The sequence below is a fragment of the Mucilaginibacter sp. Mucisp73 genome (genome assembly GCF_059491465.1).
In genome coordinates this window covers 320,873-345,935 of record NZ_CP168507.1, presented here as the reverse complement: position 1 = coordinate 345,935, position 25,063 = coordinate 320,873, and the positions used below count along the sequence as shown (strand labels likewise).

The window sequence follows — 25,063 nt, the reverse complement described above, 5'->3', positions numbered from 1 at the left end:
ATGCGTTTAACACTTTTTAACGTTTGCCACTGCCAGGTAACGGATTAGTTACTCAAGTTGTTAATTGCGGCTTCCGCTGCTGGTATCATCATTGTTAATACCACGTTGATTTTTCTTTATGCTGCTGTTAAGCCTGCCGAACTTGTAGCTCAGGCTCACGTTAATAGTGCGGTAAAAGTTGTTGTTAGCTGTGTAAGTTTCAAAGCCATCACCTTTGGTATAAAAGTCGAGCTTGTTGAATTTTTTGAAAGGATTGTTAACATTTACTGATAGTGTGGCCTTTTCCTTAAACATGGTTTTGGTACCGCTGATGGAGCTGAAGAAAAAATAATTATCCTTTCCCTGCAGCAATACATAACGGCTGTCATACCCAATGTTTAAACCGGCGCGGTAGCCGCCATCAAATTTGTAGCTGGTATAAGTAAAAATGTGTCCCTGGTTACCACTGTTGCTGAAAAGCGAGCCGTTGTAATAGCCCTTCAGCCAAACAAACAGTAATTCGGCATTTATATTCACGTTCAGTTTTTTGGTGATTGGATAATTCACATTCAAATCAAAACCCCAGTTTTTGTTCGAGCCCACGTTAGCGTAAGTGGTAGTAGTAACTCCTGCTGTATCAACCGAGGCTAAATTTTGCACCGTGTTATTGGCAAACGAGTAATTGGTGCTCAGGTTAATGGAGCCTTTGGCAAAGTTGCTGTAACCTAATTCAAAATTATTGGTTACCGCGGCCCTCAGGTTAGGATTACCAACGTTACGGTATTGCGGGTTGGATTGATCAGTATATGGGTTAAGCTGGTAAATACCGGGGCGTTGGATGCGTTGGGTAAAACCAAGTGTGAGACTGCTGCTTTTCAGGCTCCGTTGTACCGATACCGAGGGCACAAAATTATCATAGTTTTGGTTAACGGTTGGTTTCCCTACCGCGAAATCGGCGTTAACCGTGGTATGTTCCAACCGCATACCGCCTTTAAAAGCCCATTTGGTTAGCTTAACCGAATAAGAGTTGTACACACCGTAAATATTTTGTTTATAGGTAAAATTATTCACCTGCGCTGTATCGGCGTGATACTCATTATCCACGTCACTTTTTACATCAGTATTAAACTGGCTATAGTTATTACGCAGGGTTGCTTTACCACCGGCCTCAACAGTAAGAATTTTAGAAGGTTGGATATAATCTAACTGAAAAGCATGCTGCTTTGAACCTGAGTTATTGTATTGCCTGTAATCTTTAGGGACACCTTCGCCGCTAAAGTCATTACCTTTTGTGGCTTCGCTGGTTTGAAGATTGTTATTATAATTGTATTTGTAGGATATGGTAAGCAGCTGCTCCTTGTTTTTTTTAAAGCCTAACTGGTAATTCAACCCCACATCCGATCCTTTAAATTCGCCTGTGCCATTGTTAAACAAACGGTAAAATTGCGTAACAGCATCGGCGCTATCGCGTTGGGTAGTAACCTGATAATTATGCTGATTGCTTTTGCCATGATAAAAATCAAACATGCCGGTAATCAGGTTCAGGGTATCTACCTCATAACTTAACTCACCGCTGCCATACAGGTTTTTGCCAGTGTTGCCCCTTGTACCTGTTTGACTAAGTGTTGACTGCGGATCGGTTGACTGTGGCTTAAAAAAAGTGGTCATGTTCTCGAACGATGACGTACGCAAGGGCCTGTAGTTATAACCGGCATAGCCGCTAAAACCAAACTTCCCTTGCTTCAAGGTAAGGTTAACATTGCCCCGTTCACCATAAACACTATTGTACCCCGTATTGATACTTACGTTATACCCTTGGTCCGCATTTTTTTTGGTGATGATATTGATGATCCCCGCAAGGCCTTCGGCATCATATTTTGCGGGCGGCGTGGTGATTACTTCTATCTTTTCGATATTGGCAGCGGGCATGGATTTCAGCACATCCGATGGGTTCTTGGCCATCATGGCCGATTCTTTTCCATTGATCAGGATCTTGTAATTATCATTACCCCGTAGCTTGATAGCGTCGTTGCCATCAACAGATAACAAAGGTACTTTCCGGATCATATCCAGCGCGGTGATAGACTTACTTTCCGGGTCGGCGGTTACATCATAGCTCAGGCGGTCGACCTCCTGTTTCATTACCGGCCTTACCGCGGTAACGGTAACTTCTTTCAATTGTTTGCTCGATGCCGAAAGCAGGATCCGGCCTGCATTAAATGTATTATTTGTAAGTTTTACCGGGATAGTTTTGGTGGCGTAACCAATAAAAACAGCAACTAACTGGTAAGTTTTACCTTCGGGTGTTTTTAGTTCAAAACTGCCATCGTCTTTAGCCAGCGTGCTTTTTACCGGCGCTTTGGTGGCGGCATCCTGGAGCGCAACAGTAACATATCCCATAGGTTTGTTATTAGCCGAATCAATGATAATACCTTTTACAGTAATATTAGGAACTGCCGGAGCGACGGGAGCTTTTGTTTGAGCAAATAAGAAGGTAGAAAAGCAACAGCAAAGTACCGTTAGCAGGATTTGTTTCATAAGGTTATTTAGGTTTACAAGACGTAAGTACATACCCGTGCGTTACAACACGAATTACGATTTGAACGGAATTTTAACTAAAATATTAGTTTGTAACGACGTTGTTACTTATTATAACGAGTCATGGTAAGTTCGGTTCCAATAGTTGCAAAACTCTTCACCATCTCTATCGAACGATCGATCAGTGCAGGCAGTTCGGGCTGTTCGTCTTTATCAAACGGGCTCAGCACAAAATCAACCTGGCGGCCTTTGGGGTAATTATCACCAATGCCAAAACGCAGGCGTGCGTAGTTATTGTTGCCAAGCACCTCTTCAATATTTTTAAGGCCGTTATGCCCGGCGGCACTGCCTTTGGGTTTTAAGCGTAAGGTACCCAGCGGCAGGGCAAGGTCATCCACGATAACTAAAACATTCCCCACCGGAATTTTCAGGTCTTTCATCCAGTAGCTCAGGGCTTTTCCGCTCAGGTTCATATAGGTAGTAGGTTTAATGAGGCAAAGCGTACGGCTTTTGAACGATATCTCGGTATAATAAGCTAAGCGTGAGTTTTGAAACCTCGCTCCCTCTTGCCTGGCCAGTTCATCCAACACCATAAAACCTATATTATGCCGTGTATCTGCATACTCCGGACCAATATTTCCTAAACCTACAATTAAATATTTCATGCCCCCTGGCCCCCTAAAGGGGGAATTTTTGATTAGCTTAAACTTTTATGCGAAGATATTATTTATTGCTCAAACAAAAACAGCGATAGAAATTACTCTACCGCTGTTTTTAATTTCACCTCCTGCTCCCCCTTCAGGGGGTTAGGGGGCTTATTTTTTACCTTGAGCTGCTTCCTGCTCTGCCTGACGTAATGCACGTGAGGTAGTTACAGAAACAATGGTATCTTCTTTAGCGTTGGTGATCACTAAGTTATCTAATTTAATATCAGATACTTTTACTGATTTACCAACCTCAAGAGATTCAATGCTTACTTCAATAGCATCAAGATGATCTTTAGGAAGCGCTTTGATACGCAGTTTCCTTAATTTTTGAACCAGCTTACCACCTACTTTAACACCTGGAGAAGTACCGGTTAATTTTACCGGGATCTCGATGGTGATAGGTTTTTTCTCATCTAACAATAAAAAGTCAATGTGAGTGATTTTTTCAGTTAATGGGTGGAACTGGATGTCCTGGATGATAGCTTGTGATTTAACACCGGCAATTTCCAGATCGATGAAATGAACAACCGGAGTGTAAACAACGGCCCTCAAATCAGCTGCGGACACAGAAAAGTGGGTCTGGGTAGCACCACCATAAAGAACTGCAGGCACCTGGCCATTGTAACGCAGCTCTTTTGCGTCTCTTTTCCCTACGTTCTCTCTTAGAGAACCGCTAATAGCAATTGATTTCATTTTTATTTATTTGTTTATTTATTTAAACCTCACCCAACCCTCTCCAAAGGAGAGGGCTACATAAGGATATTTTAATTCTACTTTAACCTTTTCAAGTCCTCTCCTTTGGAGAGGATTTAGGAGAGGTTTCTTAATCCACCTTAAACAAGGTACTAATCGAACCGTGTTCGTTTACATTGCTTATCGCTTTTGCAAACAGTTCGGCGGTTGAAAGCACCCTTATTTTAGGGCTGCTTTGTTTAAGCGGGATTGTATCTGTAACTATCAGTTCAGTCAATGCCGAGTTTTCGATAGTTTCATAAGCCTTACCTGATAATACAGGGTGTGTACAAACCGCGCGTACGCTGCGTGCACCACGCTCCATGATCAGTCCGGCTGCTTTTGCCAATGTACCCGCGGTATCGCAAATGTCATCAATCAGTACTATGTCCTGGTCGGTAACATCACCTATCAGCGTCATGGCTTCAATTTCGTTGGCACGTTTACGGCGTTTATCGCAAATTACCACTTCGGCATTAAAGAACTTGGCAAAGCTCCGGGCCCTGTATGAACCACCCATATCAGGCGATGCGATGGTAAGGTGACCTAAACCAAGGCTTTTGATATAAGGTACAAAAATGATAGAAGCATCCAGGTGATCAACCGGAACATCAAAAAATCCCTGGATCTGCGCTGCGTGCAAATCCATGGTCATGATGCGGTTAATACCGGCTGCAACTAACAAGTTGGCCACCAGTTTTGCACCAATGGCAACACGGGGCTTATCTTTCCTGTCCTGACGGGCCAAACCAAAATAAGGTATAACGGCGTTTACATAATGTGCTGAAGCGCGGCGGGCGGCATCAATCATCATGAGTAACTCCATTAAATTATCGGTAGGCTGGTGGGTAGACTGGATCAGGAAAACATCGCATCCCCTTACAGATTCGTTAAAATGCGGCTGGTATTCGCCATCGCTAAAACGCGATATCACAACTTCACCTAACTCACGACCATAAGCATCAGCTATAAGATGCGCAAGCTCCTGCGAACCTGATCCTGAAAATAATTTAACCGGGTTAAATTGTAAGGGCATTTTGATTTTGAATTTGGGATGTTCGATTTCGGATTTACCTGTCCTTCACCGTTGATCTTTTACAAATACAACCGTTATAAAACACAATTCGGATTTCAAGTTTTCCAATCAGAATAAATCCGAAATTGAAAATCCGAAATCCGAATTTTATTGTTGCCCGACCAGGATTCGAACCTAGACAAACGGTACCAAAAACCGTCGTACTACCATTATACTATCAGGCAATCTCCTTTGGTTTGTTTTACTCCCCGAAAAGGAATGCAAATATAGCGCGAATATTTGATTCTCAAAATAGAATTTTAAAAAAGTTTATTATCAACTCAAACACAGTAAAATAAAATACAAATGCGCCTCAAAACGCCTCTTTTAATGGCAACATCCCAATAGTTTTATTATTTTCGGCTGCTTTAAACCTGTTTTTTAGATAGCATCCGAACATGAATTACAAAAAACTCGACAATATATTTGGCTGGGTGGCCTTTATCATTGCCACGGTAACTTACATTTTAACCCTTGAGCCATCATCAAGCTTTTGGGATTGCGGCGAATTTATAGCCTGTATTTACCGATTACAGGTAGCCCACCAGCCCGGCGCCCCCCTGTTTACCATCATTGGCAAAGTATTTACCCTGCTATCCATGGGCGATAATACCAAAGTAGCTTATTGGGCCAACATGGCATCGGCCCTGGCCAGCGGTGCCACCATCATGTTCCTGTTTTGGACCATTACCGCCCTTGCCAAAAAACTGTTGGTTAAAACACAGGAACAGCTTAATGTTACCAATCTCATCCTGATCATAGGTTCGGGCCTTGTGGGCGCATTAGCCTATGCGTGGTCGGATACCTTTTGGTTTTCGGCTGTAGAATCGGAAGTTTACGCACAATCATCACTTTGTACCGCTGTAGTATTTTGGGCGATATTAAAGTGGGACGCTCATGCCGATGAGCCTCATGCCGACAGATGGATAGTTTTTATCGCCTATGTAATGGGCCTTTCCATCGGTATTCACTTATTAAATTTACTGGTGATCCCGGCTATCGGTTTGGTGATCTATTTCCGCAGGGTAAAAAATGTTACTACAAAGGGAACGTTGCTTACCTTTTTGGCAAGCGTGGTGGCCCTGGCCTTTGTACTTTGGGGAGTGATACAATACACCGTAAAAGGCGCGGCTTTTTCCGACCTGCTTTTTGTAAACACCCTGGGCATGGGTTTTGGCAGCGGGGCAATAGTGTTTTTTGTACTGCTCATTATTACCATTGTTGCAGGCATTTACTATACTATAAATCCTGTTAAACCTGCTATTATTTTAGCGGCCGTATGCTTTGTACTGATATTAGGCATAAGCGGTGGTATTATAGGTCTTATAGTAAGCGGAGCAGTTTTAGCCTTGTTAGAGTATGTAGTAAAGATCCGCGAAAAACGCTTCGCGCTCAACAGCTTTTTGATCTGCCTGCTGTTTATCCTGTTTGGCTACAGCTCATTTGTAATGATTGTGGTACGTGCAAAAGCTAATCCTAACCTGAACAACAGCGATCCGGAAAATGCCTTTGCCTTAAACAGTTACCTTAACCGCGACCAATACGGCGATACCCCGTTATTATACGGGCAGTTTTTTGATTCGGAAGCTACGGCTCAAACCGAAGGCGCTAATATTTACCGCCGCGGGGCAACCAAATACGAGGTTGCCGGTAAAAAATTGAATACCGTTTATGACCGTAATACCATATTCCCGCGCATGTTTAGCGATAAGCCTGGTCACCCGGAGTTTTACCGTGAGTGGACTGGTCTCGGTGAAAGCGAACACCCAACCTTTGGTTCAAACATTAGCTTTTTTGCAAAATGGCAGATCAACCAAATGTATACGCGCTATTTCCTGTGGAACTTTGCAGGCCGCGCCAATGACCTCGATGGTCAAAGCTTAAATTCAGGCGCCGATGGCGAATGGATAAGCGGATGGAATTTCAGTAAACCCCTGCCCTATTCGGTTACCCAAAGCAAAAGCTATAACCGCCTGTTCTTTTTACCGCTTATCATTGGCTTGTTTGGTGCTGTATTTCATTTTGCGCGCAACCAGCGCGAAGCCGGGGTTGTTGCTATCCTGTTTGTTTGTACCGGTTTAGCCATTGTACTTTACCTTAACCAGGACCCGCTGCAGCCCCGCGAACGTGACTATGCTTATGCAGGCTCCTTTTATGCCTTTGCCATATGGATAGGTTTGGGCGTGATAGGCATTGCCGATGTGTTAAGCAAAAAGCTGAATGCAAAGGTTAGCGCCATTATCTCTACAGTGGTTTGTTTACTGGCCGCTCCTTTATTAATGGCCAACCAGGAATGGGACGATCATGACCGTTCAACCAAGCTTACCCCGCATGATATGGCTTATAACTACCTGAACTCATGCGCACCAAATGCCATTTTGTTTACTTATGGCGATAATGATACTTACCCGCTCTGGTACATCCAGGAAGTTGAAAACGTGCGCCCCGATGTGCGTATCGTGAACCTAAGCCTACTGGGTACCGACTGGTACATCCGCGGAATGAAAAACAAGATGAACGAATCGGAACCATTGCCGATCAGTATGCCGAATGATAAATTTAAACCGGGCGTACGTGATGTGATCTATTTTAGCGATCAGAAAATTGCGGGGGCTACCGAGCTGAAAGATGTTTTCGATTTCATTACCTCTGATAAAAAAGAAGCCATGGTTGAGTATAACAACGGAGACGTTGCCAATTACCTGCCAACCAATAAATTCAAATTGACAGTTAACCCCGACGAGGTAATTAAAACCGGCACTGTACCAACTGCCGATAAAGATAAAATAGCCCCGGAAATGGACTGGACATTTAACGGTCGTTACGTTACCAAGGATGTACTGGCGATGATGGATATCCTGAGCCATAACAACTGGAAGCGACCGATTTATTTTTCGGTTACCGTACCTAACAGTAATATGATCGGTTTGGACAAATACATGTACAACGAGGGCTTCGCTTACCGTTTACTGCCGTTAAAACCGGATACAGCCGTTGGGCCGCTTGAGGCCAGCAACATCGGTAAAATGTACGAAAATATGATGACCAAATACAAATGGGGCAATATGAAAAACGCCAGCTATCTTGATCACGAATCAATGACCATGTTTTACCCACTCATTACCAGGCTTTACTCAACCCTGGCCGATGATTTGGCCAAAGCAGGTAAACCTGATTCGGCCCGTAAGGTGCTAAAAAAATATGATGAGGTAATGCCAACCACTATTAACTCGTTAGAAATAGCGGTACGTAAATATTATATGATCGAGAACGCCTACCGCTTAAACGACATTCAATTAGGCAATAAACTGGCTAACCTGGTTGACGATTATGTAAATAATCAACTTGATTACAGCTACGCCCTATTCCAAAAAGGTGAAACCAACCTCGAAAATCGTGATCTGCAATATTCAATGCAGATTTTAGGGGGGCTGGTTGAGTTTAGCAAGCAATACAAGCAGCCGCAATTGTTTAATAAGTTCAGCGCACAGCTGAGTGGATTTGAAAAGAAATTTGGGGTGACAGGGAAAAAATAAGTTAACCCTTGATATTTGTAAATGCCCGCCGTTGAGCGGGCATTTTTTGTTTTGGTAAATAGCTGGCCGAAATTGCGCTGTCGCTAAACTTCGACCAGTTTTAGTGATTATAATAATTTTTGACTTTGTTTAAATAATCCAATAACCACGGCCTTTGTTTTTTATCCGCTAATACAGCCTTTAACAATTTATAATGTGAATTAATGAAAAGATAGTCGTTATCAGTAAGGTAGTATGACAGTATTTGGGCTTTGTTTAGCTTAGATTGCTGATATTGCCCGCGCAGCGTTTTCGAGCTTTCATCCCATCTATATTCAATACTGGTTGAATCATTCAAAAATATTGGCCCATAATTAAAATAAACATCGTTATTGTCATTATAAAACTGTTGGTGATAAACCATTTTTATAGTCAGCGGATTGGTTTGCTGAATTTTGGATTCGAGCCACAAAATCCGAAATTCCCAAAATGCCTGGGCATTACAACTTTCAGGTTCGTTTAATACCGGAATTAGTTTATCATCATCATACTTATAAAAAAAGTAATTGTTCCACCAAATACCGGAACCATTATCAAATTCAGATAATTGATAAACGATAGCTTCGCCGTCTGTATTTTTAAAATATTCTAAATCTTCATCATCTCGGCCATAACCATCTTGTTTGGCAATAATTTTATCTCCTTTAAAAAAATACAACTCAGAGCCGGAACAATGTCTTACATCGCCAATTCTAATTGCAAACTCGTCAAACTTATTTTTATCCCGGTCAAACGGATAGTATTGCAAATAAACATTCCCTTTTTTAACAGAATCAAGCAAGCCCTTGGCTGTGCAGGTACTATCAGTTTTTAATTCGCCAAATATTTTTCTTGCAGCATGTACTTCTATCATTTCCATGCGTGTAGCGCGCTTTAATAACGCAAAATCTGCTGGCTGCAATTTCCTATTTGCAGGTTTTATTAGATTTCTATAAACAGAATCGGCAACAAAAGCAGCTTTATCGGCAAGTGGCTGCACAGGTAGCTTACCCAAACTGTCAAAAAAAGCAACAAGTTGTGGTTCTGTATATTTGATCTCTACATATTCTTTTGCTTTTGGCTTAACCGCTTTTTTAAGATGCTTTTTATTTATTGGCTTGCTTTCATGATGGCAGCCCAATACGCCTAAAATAAGTATAAGGCAGGCTGCATTGAAGATGATTTTGGAAGGATTAGGCATAACCGGGCTTACAATTAATAACGCTTTAATTTAACGATATTTCTGTGGAGTTTAACTAAAACATCACCGTTATTTATTGTTTATACTAAGCGTAATATATATTTGCCACAATGAAGATCCTGCTCATAGAAGATGAACCCAAACTGGTATCCATCATCCAGCGCGACCTTACTACCGAAGGTCACGAGATAAGTGTTGCCCTTGATGGTACAACCGGACTGGACATGGCCATGAAGATGGATTTTCAACTCATTATACTGGATATCATGTTGCCCGGCATTAACGGCATTGAGGTTTGCCGCCGCTTGCGGCAGGCCAGCCAGAACGCAGCCATATTAATGCTTACGGCACTCGGAACTACCGAAAACGTAGTTGTAGGCCTCGACAGTGGTGCTGATGATTACATGGTTAAACCCTTTAGCCTGGCCGAACTCAACGCCCGCATTCGGACATTGGCCCGCCGCAATGCCAATCTTGTACAGCCACCAAACGTAATCCAAATTGCTGATCTGGTAATTAACGGCGACGAAAAATCAGTTAAACGCGGTGATAAAACCATCGACCTGACAGCTACGGAATATCGCCTGCTGGAGTTTCTGGCTAAAAATAAAAACCACATGCTCAGTCGCATTGAGATATTGGAGCACGTTTGGAACATTGATTTCAATATGGGCACCAACGTGGTTGATGTATACATTAACTACCTGCGCAAAAAGGTGGATAAAGATTTTGACAACAAATTGATCCATACAGTTATTGGCATGGGCTATATTTTAAAAAATAACGCAGCATGAGCATCCAGAAAAAAGTAGCGCTGTTGTTCCTGGTGCTAACAGTGTCGGTAATATTGATATTCAGCAGCGCTATTTTTTATTTTGTACACCAGTTTACCTTTGATGATTTTTATAAACGGCTTGAGACCCGTGTAAACATCTCCTCCCAGATCCATCACCTTAATGATCGCGACAGCCTCGGCATGTACCGGGAAATACGCCAGCGCTATCTGGAACGCCTCATAGCCGAAAAGCAATACATCATTAAACCTGATATTTACACAAAAGGCAAAACAGTTAAAGGCGTTCCGCGCCAACTAATTAATAACATCATCGCCAACGGTAAATCGAGGTTTAAAGCCGATAATGTATTTTACGCCGGCAATATCTTCCACTTTCCGGAGGGGGATGCTATTATTGTGGTTTCGGCAACCAATCCATCTGGCCTTAGTGAGCTGAATGATCTTGAGCAGGTGCTGATAATCAGTTTCCTGATCTCGATATTGATCGTGTATATTATTGGTCGCCGGTTTTCATACCATACCTTTAAGCCGGTACGCAGCATCATAAAAAAGGTAAATACCATTACCGCCAGCAACCTGCATTTGCGTTTGGAGGATTACAACGGGAAAGACGAAATAGCCGAGCTTACCCAAACTTTCAACAACATGCTCGACAGGCTGGAAACAGCCTTTGAAACCCAGAACAACTTTATCAGCAACGCCTCGCACGAATTACGCACCCCCCTGGCCATCATTAAAGGCGAAGCCGAACTTTCCCTCAAAAATCTGGATCAACCAGGGGCCGACCTGCATAAAAACCTCAAAGAGATCCTAACCGGCACACAAAGCCTGCAGGATATCATTACCAGCTTATTGGGACTGGCACAAAGCGGGTTCGACGGTAAAAAACAAAACTGGGAACAAATTAGGGCCGATGAGCTGGCGTTCATGGTTAAAGAAGCTGTTGATCATATCATCCCGACAAATAACCTCAGCATTGATTTTTCATCACTGCCCGATGACGTGGATAGCCTGGTGACACAGGGCAACATCAACCTGCTCAAACTGGCCATCAGTAATATTGGTCTCAATGCCTGCAAATATTCCGAAAACAAGCCGGTAATTCTTAAGGTATATGCCGAAAATCACAGCGTCATTTTTAGTGTAAAGGATCAGGGGATAGGTATTCCCGAAAGCGATGTCCAACACATATTCGAACCATTTTTCCGTGCATCAAATACCGGGAAATACGAGGGGCACGGCGTAGGCCTCCCTCTTGCACTAAACATTGTAAGGTTGCATAAGGGCAATATCGGTATCGTTTCTAAAGAGGGCGAAGGTACCGAGATCAGGGTAATGCTGCCGGTTTATAAAACCAAATAACACGTTTTGCCACGAAACATACCCCTGAGGGTATTGTGTATTTTATAGGCCTTGCAAAGCGAATTAAGCATGGCGTAGGAGATTTCTTTTTCTCGCCAGCTCTCAACCGTTTGTTTATCATTTATTTCAACATTGTATTTATTAACATTAATCCATCACTGGCACAGCTATTGTTTTAATCAACCTGCATCAAAACTAAACACCATGAAAGCATTTAAAATAAAACTGGCCGTTATGCTACTGGGATTAACATTGGGCGCTACAGCGCCTTTGCTGGCACAATCATCCAAAGATACTTCATCATCAACTACCAAGGCTAATGGGGCAGGCGCCGGGAACGGGGCGAGCCAGGGTGCTCCGGGCACAGCTACCGTATCAGGCACCGGAACGGGCACATTGCAGGACAGTGACAAAGCCAGCGTACCCAGCGGCGATGCCGGCGTAAAGCAAAGTACCGATCAGAAAGCGGTAAACCCATCGCAGATAAGCGGTTACTGGATTTTGGGACTATTTAGCCTCATTGGCTTGATCATGCTGATCATATTGCGGAGAAAGAAGCAAGCAAATAACTAAGCATACGCGTTAACGATTATAGCAATTGTTTGCTCTCACGCTTTTTTATGATTCGGTAGCCGATTTTTTGAGCGGGCAACTCAATAAAATAATATAGAAATGAAGCAATGAATATGCAAACCACCAAGACTAATAAAAACCTTGTAGTATAATTTGCTATAGCTTCGGTTCGGCTTTGAACAGTAAAATAATTGAGCAGTTGGAAATGCTTTAGCCAATCTATCACAGCGAAATTGATTAAGTATATGCTGAAACTTATTTTACCTATATACCTTGTGACCTGGTTAACAATTATTTTAAATTCAAATTTGCTTAGGGCAAGGGCCAGCAATAAAAATGCTATTGTGCATAATAGATAATCGGGAATAATGTCTATTTGAGCATTTCGCAGCATCAGAATCAGTGCAGCGAGTAATATAACAGATGGCTTAATTTTTATTTGATAATTATCCTTGATGATAAAATAAAAGATTATACCCAGTGCAAATGCCGGTAATTGTGAGGGAAAGTAAAAGAAGAGGTAATTACTCCATAAAATTTCGTTGTGCATCAATGGATGGCGGTGCAAAATATTATCAAGAATAAAACGAAAAATAAGTGATAAAATAAAAAATACTGCGGCTTGCTGTGTGTTTTTTATTTTATGAAATAAAACGGGAACGAAGAGATAAAAAAGCATTTCAACAGCAACCGACCAGCCGCCCGGCACAGTGCTGTTGAGCCAGGTGGGATTGAAGCCGTGTAAAAAAAGTACGTTGCCAATAACATTTTCAACGGTTATACCAGGAGCATCACCTAACGAATGACGGGGGCCAAAACCATCCTGCCATAAAAAATAAATGATGGCGAGATAGTACATCGGCGCGATTCTGAAAAAGCGACGGATAAAAAAATTACCCGTAAAATGTTGCTCTGTTCCATACTTGGCATTTGCGGAAAGAAAAAGAGTAAACGCACTAATAAAAAAGAATAGCTGAACGCCGGCGCTCCCACGCACCAAAATGTTATTGAGCTGGGGTGGAATGTAACTGGCCGAGCCTGCCTGCCAGCTGTGTACCATTATAACTCCTAAAATAGCCCAGCCCCTTAAGGCGTCAATATATCTTAATTTTAGCATGCAGACTTTGTGATAAGCTGTCTTTTTATTACACGATTTTTAGGAGGCTAAAGGTGTAAAAAAGATAGCGCAATATAAAGCAAACCGCTATTAAATAATTTTTTCGTAGATGTTGTCATTTTAGACAACGATAATTAATTAACCTCAATGATCTTAACTGCCCATGGCTCCAGTTTTAAATCGCTGTTTTTGCTGACATTATCGCCTGATAACAACTCTTTGCCATTATTATAAGGATAAGTAAGATTGGTTTCTTTTGCCGAATAATTAAAATAATAATGAACCGTTTTGCCGCCCTGGTTTACACCTTGTTTGGTGATAACAGGCCAGGCTATCTGCTGATCGGTACCCCAGAGACCAACTTTTTTTACGGCATCGGCCAATAATTTGTCGGTAACGGCGCTGGTGGTTAAGCTGCCTATATATGTTGCCAGGCCCTTGCCGTAAGTGTTTTCGGTAATGGCGGCGTACTTGCCCCAAACCGGGTGATCATAGTAAGCTAATACTTTAGCGGTAGTAGGAGTAATGAGCTCCATCCAGGTATTCAGCTTTTTATCTTCGGGTTTCAGGTTCCAATCATCAGCTTTTAATGATACATTGCTGGGTTCGGTAAACTGGCTGTAGTAAATTCCGCAGGCTTCTTCAATAATTCCCGGCTGATGGGTGGTACGTACTTTCACATTTTCGTCGGCGAAACCGCTTTTGAAGGTATAAATGATATGCCCGCCGTTTTTAACATAGGTGTTTAATCGCTTTAGCAAACTATCCGGTGCCGCGTATAGCAGGGGAACTATCAGCAGTTTATAATCTTCAATATTTTTACTTGTTGGGTCAACAAAATCACACCCTACGTTCATATGGTACAGGCCATCGTAAAACTGGCGCAATACATCATTATAGCCGGTACGCACACCCCAGCCAAAGCCAAAAGCTTTAAAGCCGGTAAGGGCTTCGTTACTGAATAGGATGGCTACGTCGTTTTTCTTTTTCAGGTTGATGAGTTTGCTGCTTAACCTGTCGAAATCTTTGCCGATGGTTTTAGCCTCGTCATAAACCGGGTTGGGCTCAAAATCATGACTTAACAAACCTTTCCAGTAGGTTTCGGCCGAGTTATGGATAGAGTGCCATGGCCAGTAGCTCACCATATTTGCCCCCGATGCTAAATGACTAAAAGCCTGCAGCCTCAGCTGCCCCGGATACGGTACCCATTGCGGAAAGCCCTGCGCTTCGGTCTCAATAGTAAGGTAGTTTTTGCCTCCTTTCATTGATCGGGCCACATCGCCCCCAAAGGAAATCTCCACGCCGGTAAGCTTATCCTGGCTGGGGTGGTAAATATCAATGCCTGCAATATCCAAAGCTTTGGCTGCTGCAAAATGATCAACATCGGGCTGAATGCCGAACGAATAGCCGTGCCATTCCAGGTCGAAGTTTTGGGTGATGAACTGATCGGGACGTTTATATTCGCGCACTATGGCGGCCTGCCATGCTAAATAATCAGTAACCAGCTGCCGCTGAAATTTGGCAAACTCCGATGAAAGGCTGCCATTAATGGTATTAACCATCGACGGAAAATCGTCCCAGTTATTGATGCGGTTGCTCCAGTAATCGAGCCCGAAAATATGGTTGATGTTATCAAGTGTTTTATACTTAGCCTTCATGTAGTTAACAAACAACGCCTGCACGTTTGGTCCGGCCGTGCCGTATGATTTGGTTTCGTTATCCACCTGGTATCCTATTACCGCCTTATTGTCCTTAACGTGTTCCATGATCTTGCGGATAACACGCTCGGCATAAAAACGGTAATCTTTATTGGTGATATCCATGTTTTGCCGTGGCCCGTACTGGTTTTGGCCCGATGGGGTAATAGCTAAGATCTCGGGATGCTTTTTTACCATCCAGGTAGGCACAGCATAGGTTGGCGTACCTATAATAACATGGATCCCTGCTTTTTGCATAGCATTTAAAACCCTGTCGATATGAGTAAAATCGAAAACGCCATCCTGTGGCTCTTCCGTGCTCCAGGTCGATTCGGCAATGCGCACCACGTTAATGCCGCAGGCTTTCATCATTTGCACGTCCTTATCCAGCCTTTCATAAGGCATGTACTCGTCATAATAAGCTACGCCGTAAAGCAGCTTATCCATTTTAGGATATTGCGCGAAAGCAGATGCAATAAAAAGTAATTGCATGACGAAGAACAGCAGGGATTTCTTGTTCATAAAAGCGATATTTAGGATAACTGGCTTGTGCTGATGAAAGTACGAATTAATTGTGTTTTTAACACACAATGTTAAAATATTTTACGTTGTGAAACAGATGTAGTAGTACACAAAACTTTTATTGCTGTTTAAAAACTGATATTAGCCCCCTGTTGTAATACCATTATAACCTGTTAGTATTTCCTTATGAAAACAGTTACCAGTTATCTGCTCATCCTGATATGTTGCTGCGCAATGAGCGCCCAAGCGCAACAAAAACGCCTTACCTATTGTAACCCGCTTAACCTGGATTACGGTTATACACCCTTCGAAACTTTTGCAAGCTGGGGCAAACACCGCGCCACTGCCGATCCGACCATGACGTTGTTTAAAGGTAAGTATTATTTGTTCTCTACCAACCAGTTTGGCTACTGGTGGAGCGACGACATGCTGAACTGGAATTTTGTTTACCGCAAGTTCGTCCGTCCGTACAATGAAGTTAAAGGCGATGAACTTTGTGCTCCTGCCACGCTGGTTTTGGGCGATACCCTGCTGGTGATAGGATCAACCTATAATAAGGATTTTACCCTGTGGATGAGCACCAACCCAACGCACGACGACTGGAAAGCCGCTAAAGACTATTTTAAAGTTGGCGCCTGGGACCCGGGTATGTTTGCCGACGATGACGGCCGGGTTTATATTTACCATGGTTCCAGCAATACACTGCCGCTTTACGGGCAGGAGATTGACAGGCGCACCTTCGAACCCATCGGCCAAAAAAAAGAAATGGTTAAGCTTAACCCCGAAGAGCATGGCTGGGAACGTTTTGGTGAGCATAACGATAATGTGTTTCTGCTGCCATTTATAGAAGGTTCGTGGATGAACAAGTATAAAGGCAAATACTATTTGCAGTTCGGCGCGCCGGGTACCGAGCAAAGTGGCTATGGCGATGGTGTTTTTGTGGGCGATCATCCGCTGGGGCCTTTCACCTATCAAAAGCATAACCCTTTTTCATACAAGCCGGGAGGCTTTGCCAAAGGTGCAGGGCATGGCGCTACCTGGGCCGATAAATATGGAAATTACTGGCATATCAGCACGATGGGCATCTCGGTGAAAAACAACTTTGAGCGCCGCATTGGCTTCTGGCCTGCCGGGTTTGATAAGGATGGCGTACTGTACAGCAATACCGCTTATGGCGATTATCCGCATTATTTATCCAGCGGCCCCGAAGACCATCTGAAAAGTAATTTTACCGGCTGGATGATCCTTAATTATAATAAACCTGTAGAGGTTTCATCAACCCTGGGCGCTTATGCCGCCAATAATGCTGTTGATGAAGACATTAAAACTTATTGGAGCGCCAAAACAGCCAATAAAGGCGAATGGCTTAAAACTGATCTCGGCGGGATCAGCACTGTAAATGCCATCCAAATTAACTATGCCGATCAGGATGCCACGTTTATGGGCAAATCATTAGGTGTGTATCATCAGTATATCGTTTATTCGTCGGTTAACGGCAAAACATGGCAGCCCCTTATCGACAAAAGCAAAAACCGTAAAGATGTGCCGCACGATTATATCGAGCTTAAAAATCCTGTCAAAGCGCGTTACATAAAAATGGTTAACCTGCACATGCCTACAGGCAAATTTGCAATATCTGGCTTAAGGGTGTTTGGTAAAGGTGCAGGTGCAAAACCCGATACCGTGCAAAACCTGATTATACTGCGTGGCGACAGCGAACGCCGCAATGCCTGGCTTAAATGGAAGCCAAACGATAATGCCACCGGCTACACCATTTACTTCGGCATAGCGCCCGATAAATTGTACAACAACATGATGGTTTACGGCCATAACGAATACTATTTTAATGGGATGGATAAAAGCCTGCCATACTATTTTCAGATAGAAGCGTTTAATGAAAACGGAATTTCGGCGAGGACAAAAGTTGTGAAGGTAGAGTAGTGTTAATATTCCTTTCATTCAAAGCGTTTTATCTTACTGGAGACTTAATTATGTGTCTCTACATAAAATATTTTTAAATTTGATAAATACAGTTTGCAGGTAGACAGTTCATTGCCGTTGGTTTTAACCAACGGGATAATAGGTAGCACAAAAGGAGCTTCAGCCCAAATCGCTTACATAGTTTGGCTAAAGCCAGGAACTTTTAGCTTTTTTACCGTTGGTTAAAACCAACGGCAATGAATATTTTATTCAAACATAAGATACTAAATCGCCCTTATGCTAAAAACCATCCTCCCCCTCCTCATAACCCTAATGCTCAGCATCACTGCCAAAGCCCAGCAAGCCGACAGTACCCTGAAAAAATCGCCCATAAAAACCCTGAGCGACAAAAAGTTTACCCAACTGATTACCGGTGAGTATTTGTTTGACGATATTGAACAGGTTGCCCGGCTTAACCATTACCCCATGCCCGATGCAGCGCTGAAGTTTAAAAAAGAACTAAGCCTGAGCCCGGTTCAGCTGACCAAAATTACGGCCATTGCTGCCGAACTGCGCCGCAAACGGGTAGAGATGGGCAATTTTATAGTTACCAACGAAACCACACTTGATAAACTGATAAGAAAAGGGACGGATAATGGCAGCATTATCTTTTACGCCAACCGCTCGGGTTTGTATTACGGAGAGCTCAGGAATGCCATTTTGCAAGCCTGTTTAAGCACCGGCAATGCATTGGCCCCGCAGCAAATCACGAAGTTGGAAACACTCGCTGCTCATAATTGAAAATATCCCGTTTGATTTGCTTAATTTAGCGCCTCCAAATAAAGTGTATGAAGATTACGTTTGATTTTGAAAAACCACTGGCTGAGTTACAGCAGCAAATAGAGAAGGTAAAGCAGGTTGAGGAAAAAAACAAACTCGACATGTCGGCAACTGTTGCCGAGCTGGAAGGAAAGCTGGAAGAAGCCAAAAAAGATATATACAGCAACCTCACAGGCTGGCAAAAAGTACAAATTTCACGTCACCCCGAAAGGCCTTACACCTTGCAGTACATCGAGCTGATGTGCGATGATTTCATCGAGCTGCATGGCGACCGTACCGTAGGTGATGATAAAGCTATAATTGGTGGTTTTGGTACCTTGAATGGCCAAACAGTAATGTTTATCGGTCATCAAAAGGGCCGTAACACTAAAGAGCGCCAGTACCGTAACTTCGGCATGGCTAATCCTGAGGGCTATCGTAAAGCCTTAAGGCTGATGAAAATGGCCGAAAAATTTAACAAGCCCGTTGTTACTTTAATTGATACTCCGGGTGCTTATCCGGGTTTAGAGGCCGAAGAGCGCGGGCAAGGTGAAGCCATTGCCCGTAACCTGCTCGAAATGGCAGTGCTGAAAGTGCCGGTGATCTGTGTTATTATTGGCGAAGGCGCATCGGGCGGCGCATTGGGTATTGGTATTGGCGATAGGGTGCTGATGCTGGATAACTCATGGTATTCGGTGATCTCTCCCGAAAACTGCTCAACCATTCTTTGGAAAACCTGGGAAAATAAAGAGCGTGCCGCCGAAGTACTTAAACTAACATCGACAGAGATGTTTAAGAACAAGTTGATTGACGGGGTGATCAAAGAACCACTTGGCGGTGCCCATCAAGACCCGGTTGCTATGGCCGGTATTCTGAAAAAACAATTATTAAAAGACCTGAAAACCCTTAAAGAGCGCAATATTGATGAGCTTGTAGCCGAGCGTATTGATAAATTCTGCTCAATGGGTGTGGTTAATGAATAATATTCAATCCATTTGTTGATAGCAAGAGCTGCCCGAAAAGGCGGCTCTTGTTGTTTTACATCAACTCCATGTCATTGCGAGGAGGAACGACGAAGCAATCGCATGCTATACAGGGCCACTATGCTTCCGTGCGATTGCCGCGCTGCGCTCGCAATGACATGTTTTCTCTGTTTTATAAAGTTGCAAACGAGCGCAAGGAATAAGCTCAAGAATCCCCCCTCAATAGTCGCAAATGCCCCGCACGCAAAAGGTAGTTTGATGTTAAATTTGATCATCAATTAAACCGTTCCTCATGAAGACTGAAAAATCAGAAAGCCCATTTGGTAAATTGGGCAACCCTGCTCAGCGTGCGTTGGCTAATGCGGGCATAACATCCTTGCTTGAATTATCAAAACTTACCGAGAAAGAGTTTTTGCAGTTGCACGGTGTCGGCAAAAGTTCGGTGCCGATAGTGAAGGAGAAGATGAAAGAAGAAGGTTTAGGCTTTAGGGAATAAAATAAGTGAACCCCTGTGCCTTCCCGCACAGGGGTATAAAGCTTACAGTATATAATATACGTTTGCTTTAGCGGCAGTTGATACTGCTGCTTTTTCACTCTCATGTTTATCGTTAAGCATCTGCTTTAAATCGCGTTCAATAGTTTGCGATATGGCAGTTGTTGGGGTATCTGTCGGTTTGTTCTCAAATGGGTCTTGCAGGTGGATGGCCATTTTCTCTACCAGTAAAAATGCTGCTGCTATAGCTATGATCAAAGGCACTTCAAACATGCCGAAGAATTCGATGAGGCCAAATGGCAGCAATATGATAAACAGGTACAGGCAAAAATGAATGTATAAGCTGTAGGTAACCGGAAATACCGTGTTCTTGATCCGCTCGCATTTGCCCATAGCATCGCACAAGCGGTTAAGTGTGCCATCTATCTGCACTTGCTGATAATCATTAAGCCATCCATTTTTATAAGCCAGTTTTAGGTCAAGCCCGTGCAGTTTTAGCAAGCTGTTGGGCATGTTTGTAAAACGATGAGTGAATTTTACTTCTTCGTCAACCAGCAGGTGGCCGTTTTTAGCATATGGATCTTGCTTGCGTAATGATTGGCTTAAGCCATGGCACCATGCTATCTGCCTATAAACAAACCGTTTTTTGAAACCTTCTATTTCTTCACATGTGGCATTATCGCCATCTAAAAAAGTGATCAACTCGCGCACCAGCGATCTTGAATCGTTCACTATAGCTCCCCAAATGCTCCGGGCTTCCCACCAACGGTCGTAGGCCTGGTTTGAGCGAAATGCCAGTAACAAGGATATGATGGTAGCCAGTATGGCCGGCACAGCAATTGGGATTGAAATGCGGTATTCAGGCAAAAAACGATGGAATAAGGCTATAGCTACAGCATACACGGCAACCAGCAACAATTCATTCTTTATTTTGCCCACCACATATTTTACCGGGATATTTTCTTTTAGTAACATAGATAGTTGTTTTAAATGATTTTAGTAAATATTAAACCTCCAGCAGCTCATGTTCTGCTTCGGCATTAACTATGGTTAAAGGCTGTTTAATCTCAGCTTTAAGGGTAATTATTTTATACCCGCTCCGTTGCATCAATATGGTAGGGTCAAAACTGTTGGGTGTTAACCTTGCATAGCTGTGGTTTTCGGGCATGGCAATCAGGCCTGTCTCTTTTTCTTCGAGATAGTTTTTAAATACAGCCACCGTGTTGCCATAAAAAAAATCGGGGGTGATGTTTTCTATCCGGTCTGCATAGTCATTCTTCAGCATAGTACAACCGGCGTAAAATTCATCGCTGATGAGCTGATATTCCCTGCTTCTGCGGGATAATAATAGCAGATCGGATATAGAGTCAGACAATTGCAGGAAATGAACGAGCGATATATTGAGCTTTTGATCTGGATAGCGCTCTGCTAAAACAGGTATAATGTTTAATGATGATAAGGTGAAATCAGACGGGATGATAATGTTTAATGTTTTCATGATGATACCTTTTTTGTGTTTACTACTGTTTGTTGATACAATAGTCGGTACCGGGCATTAAAACGGTTTAAGAAAGAAATTAGAATGTGATTAGAATTTTCAGGATATCATCGATGGAGCACAGAATGATTGTGCGTTGGGGCCACAGAGAAGTCCTATATACCCTCCCAAGGGCTATACAGGGCGGATAAGATTTCCTACCCCTTCATCGCCCGTTCCCGCCTTTCGAAGTATTTCGGATTTGACATCTTTATTTCAGGCAATAAAAAAGCCCTGGCCTTGCGTTGCAAAACCAGGGTTGGAAATCCTAAAAGCCCCCCTTTAAGGAGCGGAGGGGTTTAAACTACCATATTCACAATCCTGCCTTTTACCACAATCAGTTTTTTAGGGGTTTTACCATCCAGGTATTTTTGTACATCGGCATTAGCCAAAACAAAGGCTTCTATTTCTTTAACATCAAGGCTTAACGAGATGCTTAGGTTCATTTTCATTTTACCGTTGATTGAGATTGGGTAAGCAAACTCATCTTCAACCAAATATTCCGCGTTAAATTTAGGGAATGGTGCGTATGATAAAGTACCATCAGCATTACCCAATAACGACCAAAGCTCCTCGCAAATGTGCGGCGCATAAGGCGAAAGGATGATCACCATATCCTGCAATATCGAACGGTTGTTGCATTTCAAATCGGTTAATTCATTAACAGCGATCATGAAGCTGGATACCGAAGTGTTAAACGAGAAACGCTCGATATCTTCTTCAACCTTTTTAATGATCTTATGCAATGATTTCAGCTCGGCTTTTGACGGAGCGGCATTGTTTACACCAAACTCCCATGCATCATTATGGAACAACCTCCAGAATTTACGCAGGAATTTGAAAACACCTTCAATACCATTGGTATTCCACGGTTTGCTTTGCTCCAGCGGACCTAAAAACATCTCATACATCCGCAAGGTATCGGCACCGAAACGGGTTGCTATATCATCCGGATTTACAACGTTGTAATACCGTTTTGACATTTTTTCAACTTCGACGCCACAGATATATTTGCTACCTTCAAGTATAAACTCGGCATCAGCAAATTCAGGTCGCCATTGTTTAAACTTGGCAATGTTTAATACTTCGTTTTCAACAATGTTAACATCAACGTGTATGGGCGTAGTTTTATGTTCTTTGATCAATCCGTGCGATACATAGGTGTTGGTACCTTTGCCTTCCTCGTCAATCAGCCTGTAAACAAAATTACTGCGGCCCTGGATCATGCCCTGGTTAATCAATTTTTTGAAAGGCTCTTCCTCAACAACCAGGTCAAGGTCCTTCAAAAACTTGTTCCAGAAACGGCTGTACAACAGGTGACCAGTTGCATGTTCACTGCCACCGATGTACAAATCAACGTCTTTCCAGTATTCAATAGCCTCGCGCGATGCAAACTCCTTATCGTTTTGGGCATCCATATAACGGTACCAGTACCAGCTTGAGCCAGCCCAGCCCGGCATGGTGCTTAGCTCGTAAGGCAAACCACCTTCATATTTCCAATCCTCTGCCCGACCTAACGGCGGTTCGCCGGTTTCGGTGGGGAGATATTTATCAATTTCGGGCAATAGTAATGGCAAGTGGCTTTCATTAATTAAATGAGGTAAACCCTCTTTAAAGTAAACCGGCACCGGCTCGCCCCAGTAACGTTGACGGCCGAAAATGGCGTCACGCATCCTGAAGTTAACTTTGGCTTTACCGGCATTGATCTCTTCCAGTTTGGCAACCACCGCGGCAGTTGCTTCTTTGTAAGCTAAGCCGTTGATAAAATCAGAGTTAATGTAGGTGCCTTCTTTAGTTGGGTCGGCTTCAGTTTCGATATTTTGAATATCGATGATCGGCACTATCGGCAAATTAAAATGCTTCGCGAAAAGGTAATCTCGCTGATCGCCTGATGGTACGGCCATCACCGCGCCTGTTCCGTATCCGGCCAAAACATAATCAGCGATCCAGATTGGAATTTGCTGCCCATTTAATGGGTTAAGCACATAGCTGCCGGTAAATGCGCCCGATACAGTTTTGGCATCAGCCATCCTGTCAAGCTCCGATTTCTTTTTGGTTTGAGAAATATAAGCTTCGATTTCTGCCTTTTGCTCAGGAGTAGTTAATGAAGCTACCAGTTCATGCTCAGGAGCAATTACTAAAAAAGTAACGCCAAAAATGGTATCAACCCTTGTGGTAAACACTTCGATGAAGTCGGTATCCAAAACAGCGTTATGACCTGATTTATCTATCGGGAATTTAACTGAAGCACCAGTACTTTTACCGATCCAGTTCCTTTGCATTTCTTTCAAAGGCTCGGGCCAGTCGATAGTATCAAGGCCTTGTAATAACCTTTCAGCGTATGCGGTAATGCGCATGCTCCATTGGGTCATTTTCTTTTGTTCAACGGGGTAGCCGCCACGCTCGCTAAAGCCGTCTTTTACTTCGTCGTTTGCCAATACGGTACCAAGAGCGGGGCACCAGTTTACGGTACTTTCGCGCAGGTAGGTAAGGCGGTATTTTAACAATTCGGACTGCTGTTCTTCATTGCTGAACGCTTTCCACTCATCGGCAGTAAAACTTAAAATTTCATCATCACAAACGGCATTGATACCGGCAGAGCCTTTTGTTTCAAAATGTGCAACCAGCTGATCAATTGACTGGGCTTTGTCGGCATCTTTATTATACCAGCTGTTAAACAACTGCATAAAGATCCATTGGGTCCATTTATAATAATCGGGAGAGCTGGTACGCACCTCGCGGCTCCAGTCGAACGAAAAGCCGATCTGGTCCAACTGGCGACGATAGGTTGCAATATTATCTTCGGTAGTTATAGCAGGGTGCTGACCGGTTTGTATGGCGTATTGCTCGGCCGGCAGACCAAAGCTATCATAGCCCATAGGGTGCAATACGTTAAAGCCTTTTAAACGTTTGTAGCGTGCAAAAATATCTGAAGCGATATAGCCCAGCGGGTGCCCAACGTGCAGGCCGGCCCCAGATGGGTAAGGGAACATATCCAGCACATAATATTTGGGCTTACTGCTTTTGTCTTCGGCTTTGAAGGTTTGGTTTTGAGCCCAAAACTGCTGCCATTTTTGCTCTATCTCTTTAAATTGGTAGTCCATTTTATGTTTTACGCGTATGAGGTTGCGAAATTAAGCATTTCCCTATTAGTTTAGTAGTTATTAATGGATTAGTTGACGGTTAATGGTGTCTTTTTAAACAATTTGCTATGGAGTTTAACCTATCAGGGGCTTTTGCATATTTAGGTTAACGCACAAAATTAATCAATCTAAAATTTCAACAGGATGAATCTCCGCAGTTAAAACCGCTCTTTATGTCTCGTCCTAAAAAAGTTTACAGATTTTAGTGTAGCGCTCTTAGGTATTTACAGGGCTATAAATACATAGCGCAGCTGGCCTTACGTTGCTTTATATTATGATCAGTTATGGCCCCGCAGGTCCATCCTACTCTGCAAC

18 protein-coding genes and 1 tRNA gene are annotated in these 25,063 nt (G+C 43.1%); 8 read left to right on the top strand and 11 right to left on the bottom strand.

Going from position 1 to position 25,063, the window contains the following annotated elements:
- Positions 1-60: 60 nt before the first annotated feature.
- The 5 genes from ACEN82_RS01500 to ACEN82_RS01480 all read right to left on the bottom strand — a co-directional run bounded on the left by ACEN82_RS01500 (position 61) and on the right by ACEN82_RS01480 (position 5,216).
- Positions 61-2,517 (bottom strand): TonB-dependent receptor, encoded by a 2,457-nt coding sequence (locus tag ACEN82_RS01500; protein WP_413321929.1) that lies wholly within the window; start codon positions 2,515-2,517, stop codon positions 61-63.
- Positions 2,518-2,621: 104 nt separating this feature from the next.
- A complete protein-coding gene (pth, locus tag ACEN82_RS01495; protein ID WP_413321930.1) occupies positions 2,622-3,182 on the bottom strand; it encodes an aminoacyl-tRNA hydrolase in 561 nt (186 codons plus the stop codon).
- Positions 3,183-3,332: 150 nt separating this feature from the next.
- On the bottom strand, positions 3,333-3,917 hold the full coding sequence (locus tag ACEN82_RS01490; protein ID WP_090529154.1) for a 50S ribosomal protein L25/general stress protein Ctc: 585 nt from the start codon (positions 3,915-3,917) through the stop codon (positions 3,333-3,335).
- A 130-nt stretch (positions 3,918-4,047) separates the two neighbouring features.
- Entirely contained in the window at positions 4,048-4,992 is a 945-nt protein-coding gene (locus ACEN82_RS01485; protein WP_091166935.1) for a ribose-phosphate pyrophosphokinase, read from the bottom strand.
- Between the two features lie 153 nt (positions 4,993-5,145).
- A tRNA-Gln gene (locus ACEN82_RS01480) sits at positions 5,146-5,216 on the bottom strand.
- Positions 5,217-5,429: 213 nt separating this feature from the next.
- Here ACEN82_RS01480 and ACEN82_RS01475 point away from each other — a divergent pair.
- Positions 5,430-8,567, top strand: coding sequence for a glycosyltransferase family 117 protein (locus ACEN82_RS01475; RefSeq protein ID WP_413321931.1), 3,138 nt, complete (start codon positions 5,430-5,432; stop codon positions 8,565-8,567).
- Between the two features lie 100 nt (positions 8,568-8,667).
- On the opposite strand, the gene ACEN82_RS01470 is transcribed toward ACEN82_RS01475, so the two are convergent.
- Positions 8,668-9,585, bottom strand: a complete 918-nt coding sequence (locus ACEN82_RS01470; protein WP_413321932.1) for a hypothetical protein — start codon at positions 9,583-9,585, stop codon at positions 8,668-8,670.
- Between the two features lie 311 nt (positions 9,586-9,896).
- Here ACEN82_RS01470 and ACEN82_RS01465 point away from each other — a divergent pair, with 311 nt between their 5' ends.
- The 3 genes from ACEN82_RS01465 (at position 9,897) to ACEN82_RS01455 (ending at position 12,517) form a co-directional block, all read left to right on the top strand.
- Positions 9,897-10,580 (top strand): response regulator transcription factor, encoded by a 684-nt coding sequence (locus ACEN82_RS01465; protein WP_413321933.1) that lies wholly within the window; start codon positions 9,897-9,899, stop codon positions 10,578-10,580.
- Positions 10,577-11,944, top strand: coding sequence for a HAMP domain-containing sensor histidine kinase (locus ACEN82_RS01460; RefSeq protein WP_090529171.1), 1,368 nt, complete (start codon positions 10,577-10,579; stop codon positions 11,942-11,944). Before ACEN82_RS01465 ends, ACEN82_RS01460 begins: the two co-directional genes overlap by 4 nt.
- A 204-nt stretch (positions 11,945-12,148) precedes the next feature.
- Complete coding sequence (locus ACEN82_RS01455) at positions 12,149-12,517, top strand: hypothetical protein (RefSeq protein ID WP_413321934.1); 369 nt, start codon at positions 12,149-12,151, stop codon at positions 12,515-12,517.
- A 16-nt stretch (positions 12,518-12,533) separates the two neighbouring features.
- Here ACEN82_RS01455 and ACEN82_RS01450 read toward each other — a convergent pair whose 3' ends face one another.
- Positions 12,534-13,634 (bottom strand): acyltransferase family protein, encoded by a 1,101-nt coding sequence (locus ACEN82_RS01450; RefSeq protein WP_413321935.1) that lies wholly within the window; start codon positions 13,632-13,634, stop codon positions 12,534-12,536.
- Positions 13,635-13,768: 134 nt separating this feature from the next.
- Complete coding sequence (locus ACEN82_RS01445) at positions 13,769-15,853, bottom strand: beta-galactosidase (RefSeq protein WP_413321936.1); 2,085 nt, start codon at positions 15,851-15,853, stop codon at positions 13,769-13,771.
- Between the two features lie 186 nt (positions 15,854-16,039).
- Here ACEN82_RS01445 and ACEN82_RS01440 point away from each other — a divergent pair, with 186 nt between their 5' ends.
- From ACEN82_RS01440 to ACEN82_RS01425, 4 genes are all read left to right on the top strand, one after another.
- Positions 16,040-17,794: a family 43 glycosylhydrolase gene (locus ACEN82_RS01440; RefSeq protein ID WP_413321937.1), complete on the top strand. Its 1,755-nt coding sequence runs from the start codon at positions 16,040-16,042 to the stop codon at positions 17,792-17,794.
- 276 nt (positions 17,795-18,070) lie between these two features.
- On the top strand, positions 18,071-18,574 hold the full coding sequence (locus ACEN82_RS01435; protein WP_413321938.1) for a hypothetical protein: 504 nt from the start codon (positions 18,071-18,073) through the stop codon (positions 18,572-18,574).
- A gap of 47 nt (positions 18,575-18,621) precedes the next feature.
- The gene (locus ACEN82_RS01430; protein WP_090529188.1) at positions 18,622-19,575 is read left to right on the top strand and encodes an acetyl-CoA carboxylase carboxyltransferase subunit alpha; all 954 of its coding nucleotides are present in this window, start codon (positions 18,622-18,624) and stop codon (positions 19,573-19,575) included.
- A 292-nt stretch (positions 19,576-19,867) separates the two neighbouring features.
- Positions 19,868-20,071: a DNA-directed RNA polymerase subunit alpha C-terminal domain-containing protein gene (locus ACEN82_RS01425; RefSeq protein ID WP_188833408.1), complete on the top strand. Its 204-nt coding sequence runs from the start codon at positions 19,868-19,870 to the stop codon at positions 20,069-20,071.
- Positions 20,072-20,113: 42 nt separating this feature from the next.
- On the opposite strand, the gene ACEN82_RS01420 is transcribed toward ACEN82_RS01425, so the two are convergent.
- From ACEN82_RS01420 to leuS, 3 genes are all read right to left on the bottom strand, one after another.
- Complete coding sequence (locus tag ACEN82_RS01420; protein WP_090529196.1) at positions 20,114-21,043, bottom strand: bestrophin family protein; 930 nt, start codon at positions 21,041-21,043, stop codon at positions 20,114-20,116.
- A gap of 31 nt (positions 21,044-21,074) precedes the next feature.
- The gene (locus ACEN82_RS01415) at positions 21,075-21,566 is read right to left on the bottom strand and encodes a hypothetical protein (protein ID WP_413321939.1); all 492 of its coding nucleotides are present in this window, start codon (positions 21,564-21,566) and stop codon (positions 21,075-21,077) included.
- A gap of 338 nt (positions 21,567-21,904) precedes the next feature.
- Positions 21,905-24,709: a leucine--tRNA ligase gene (leuS, locus tag ACEN82_RS01410; protein WP_413321940.1), complete on the bottom strand. Its 2,805-nt coding sequence runs from the start codon at positions 24,707-24,709 to the stop codon at positions 21,905-21,907.
- Positions 24,710-25,063 lie beyond the last annotated feature (354 nt).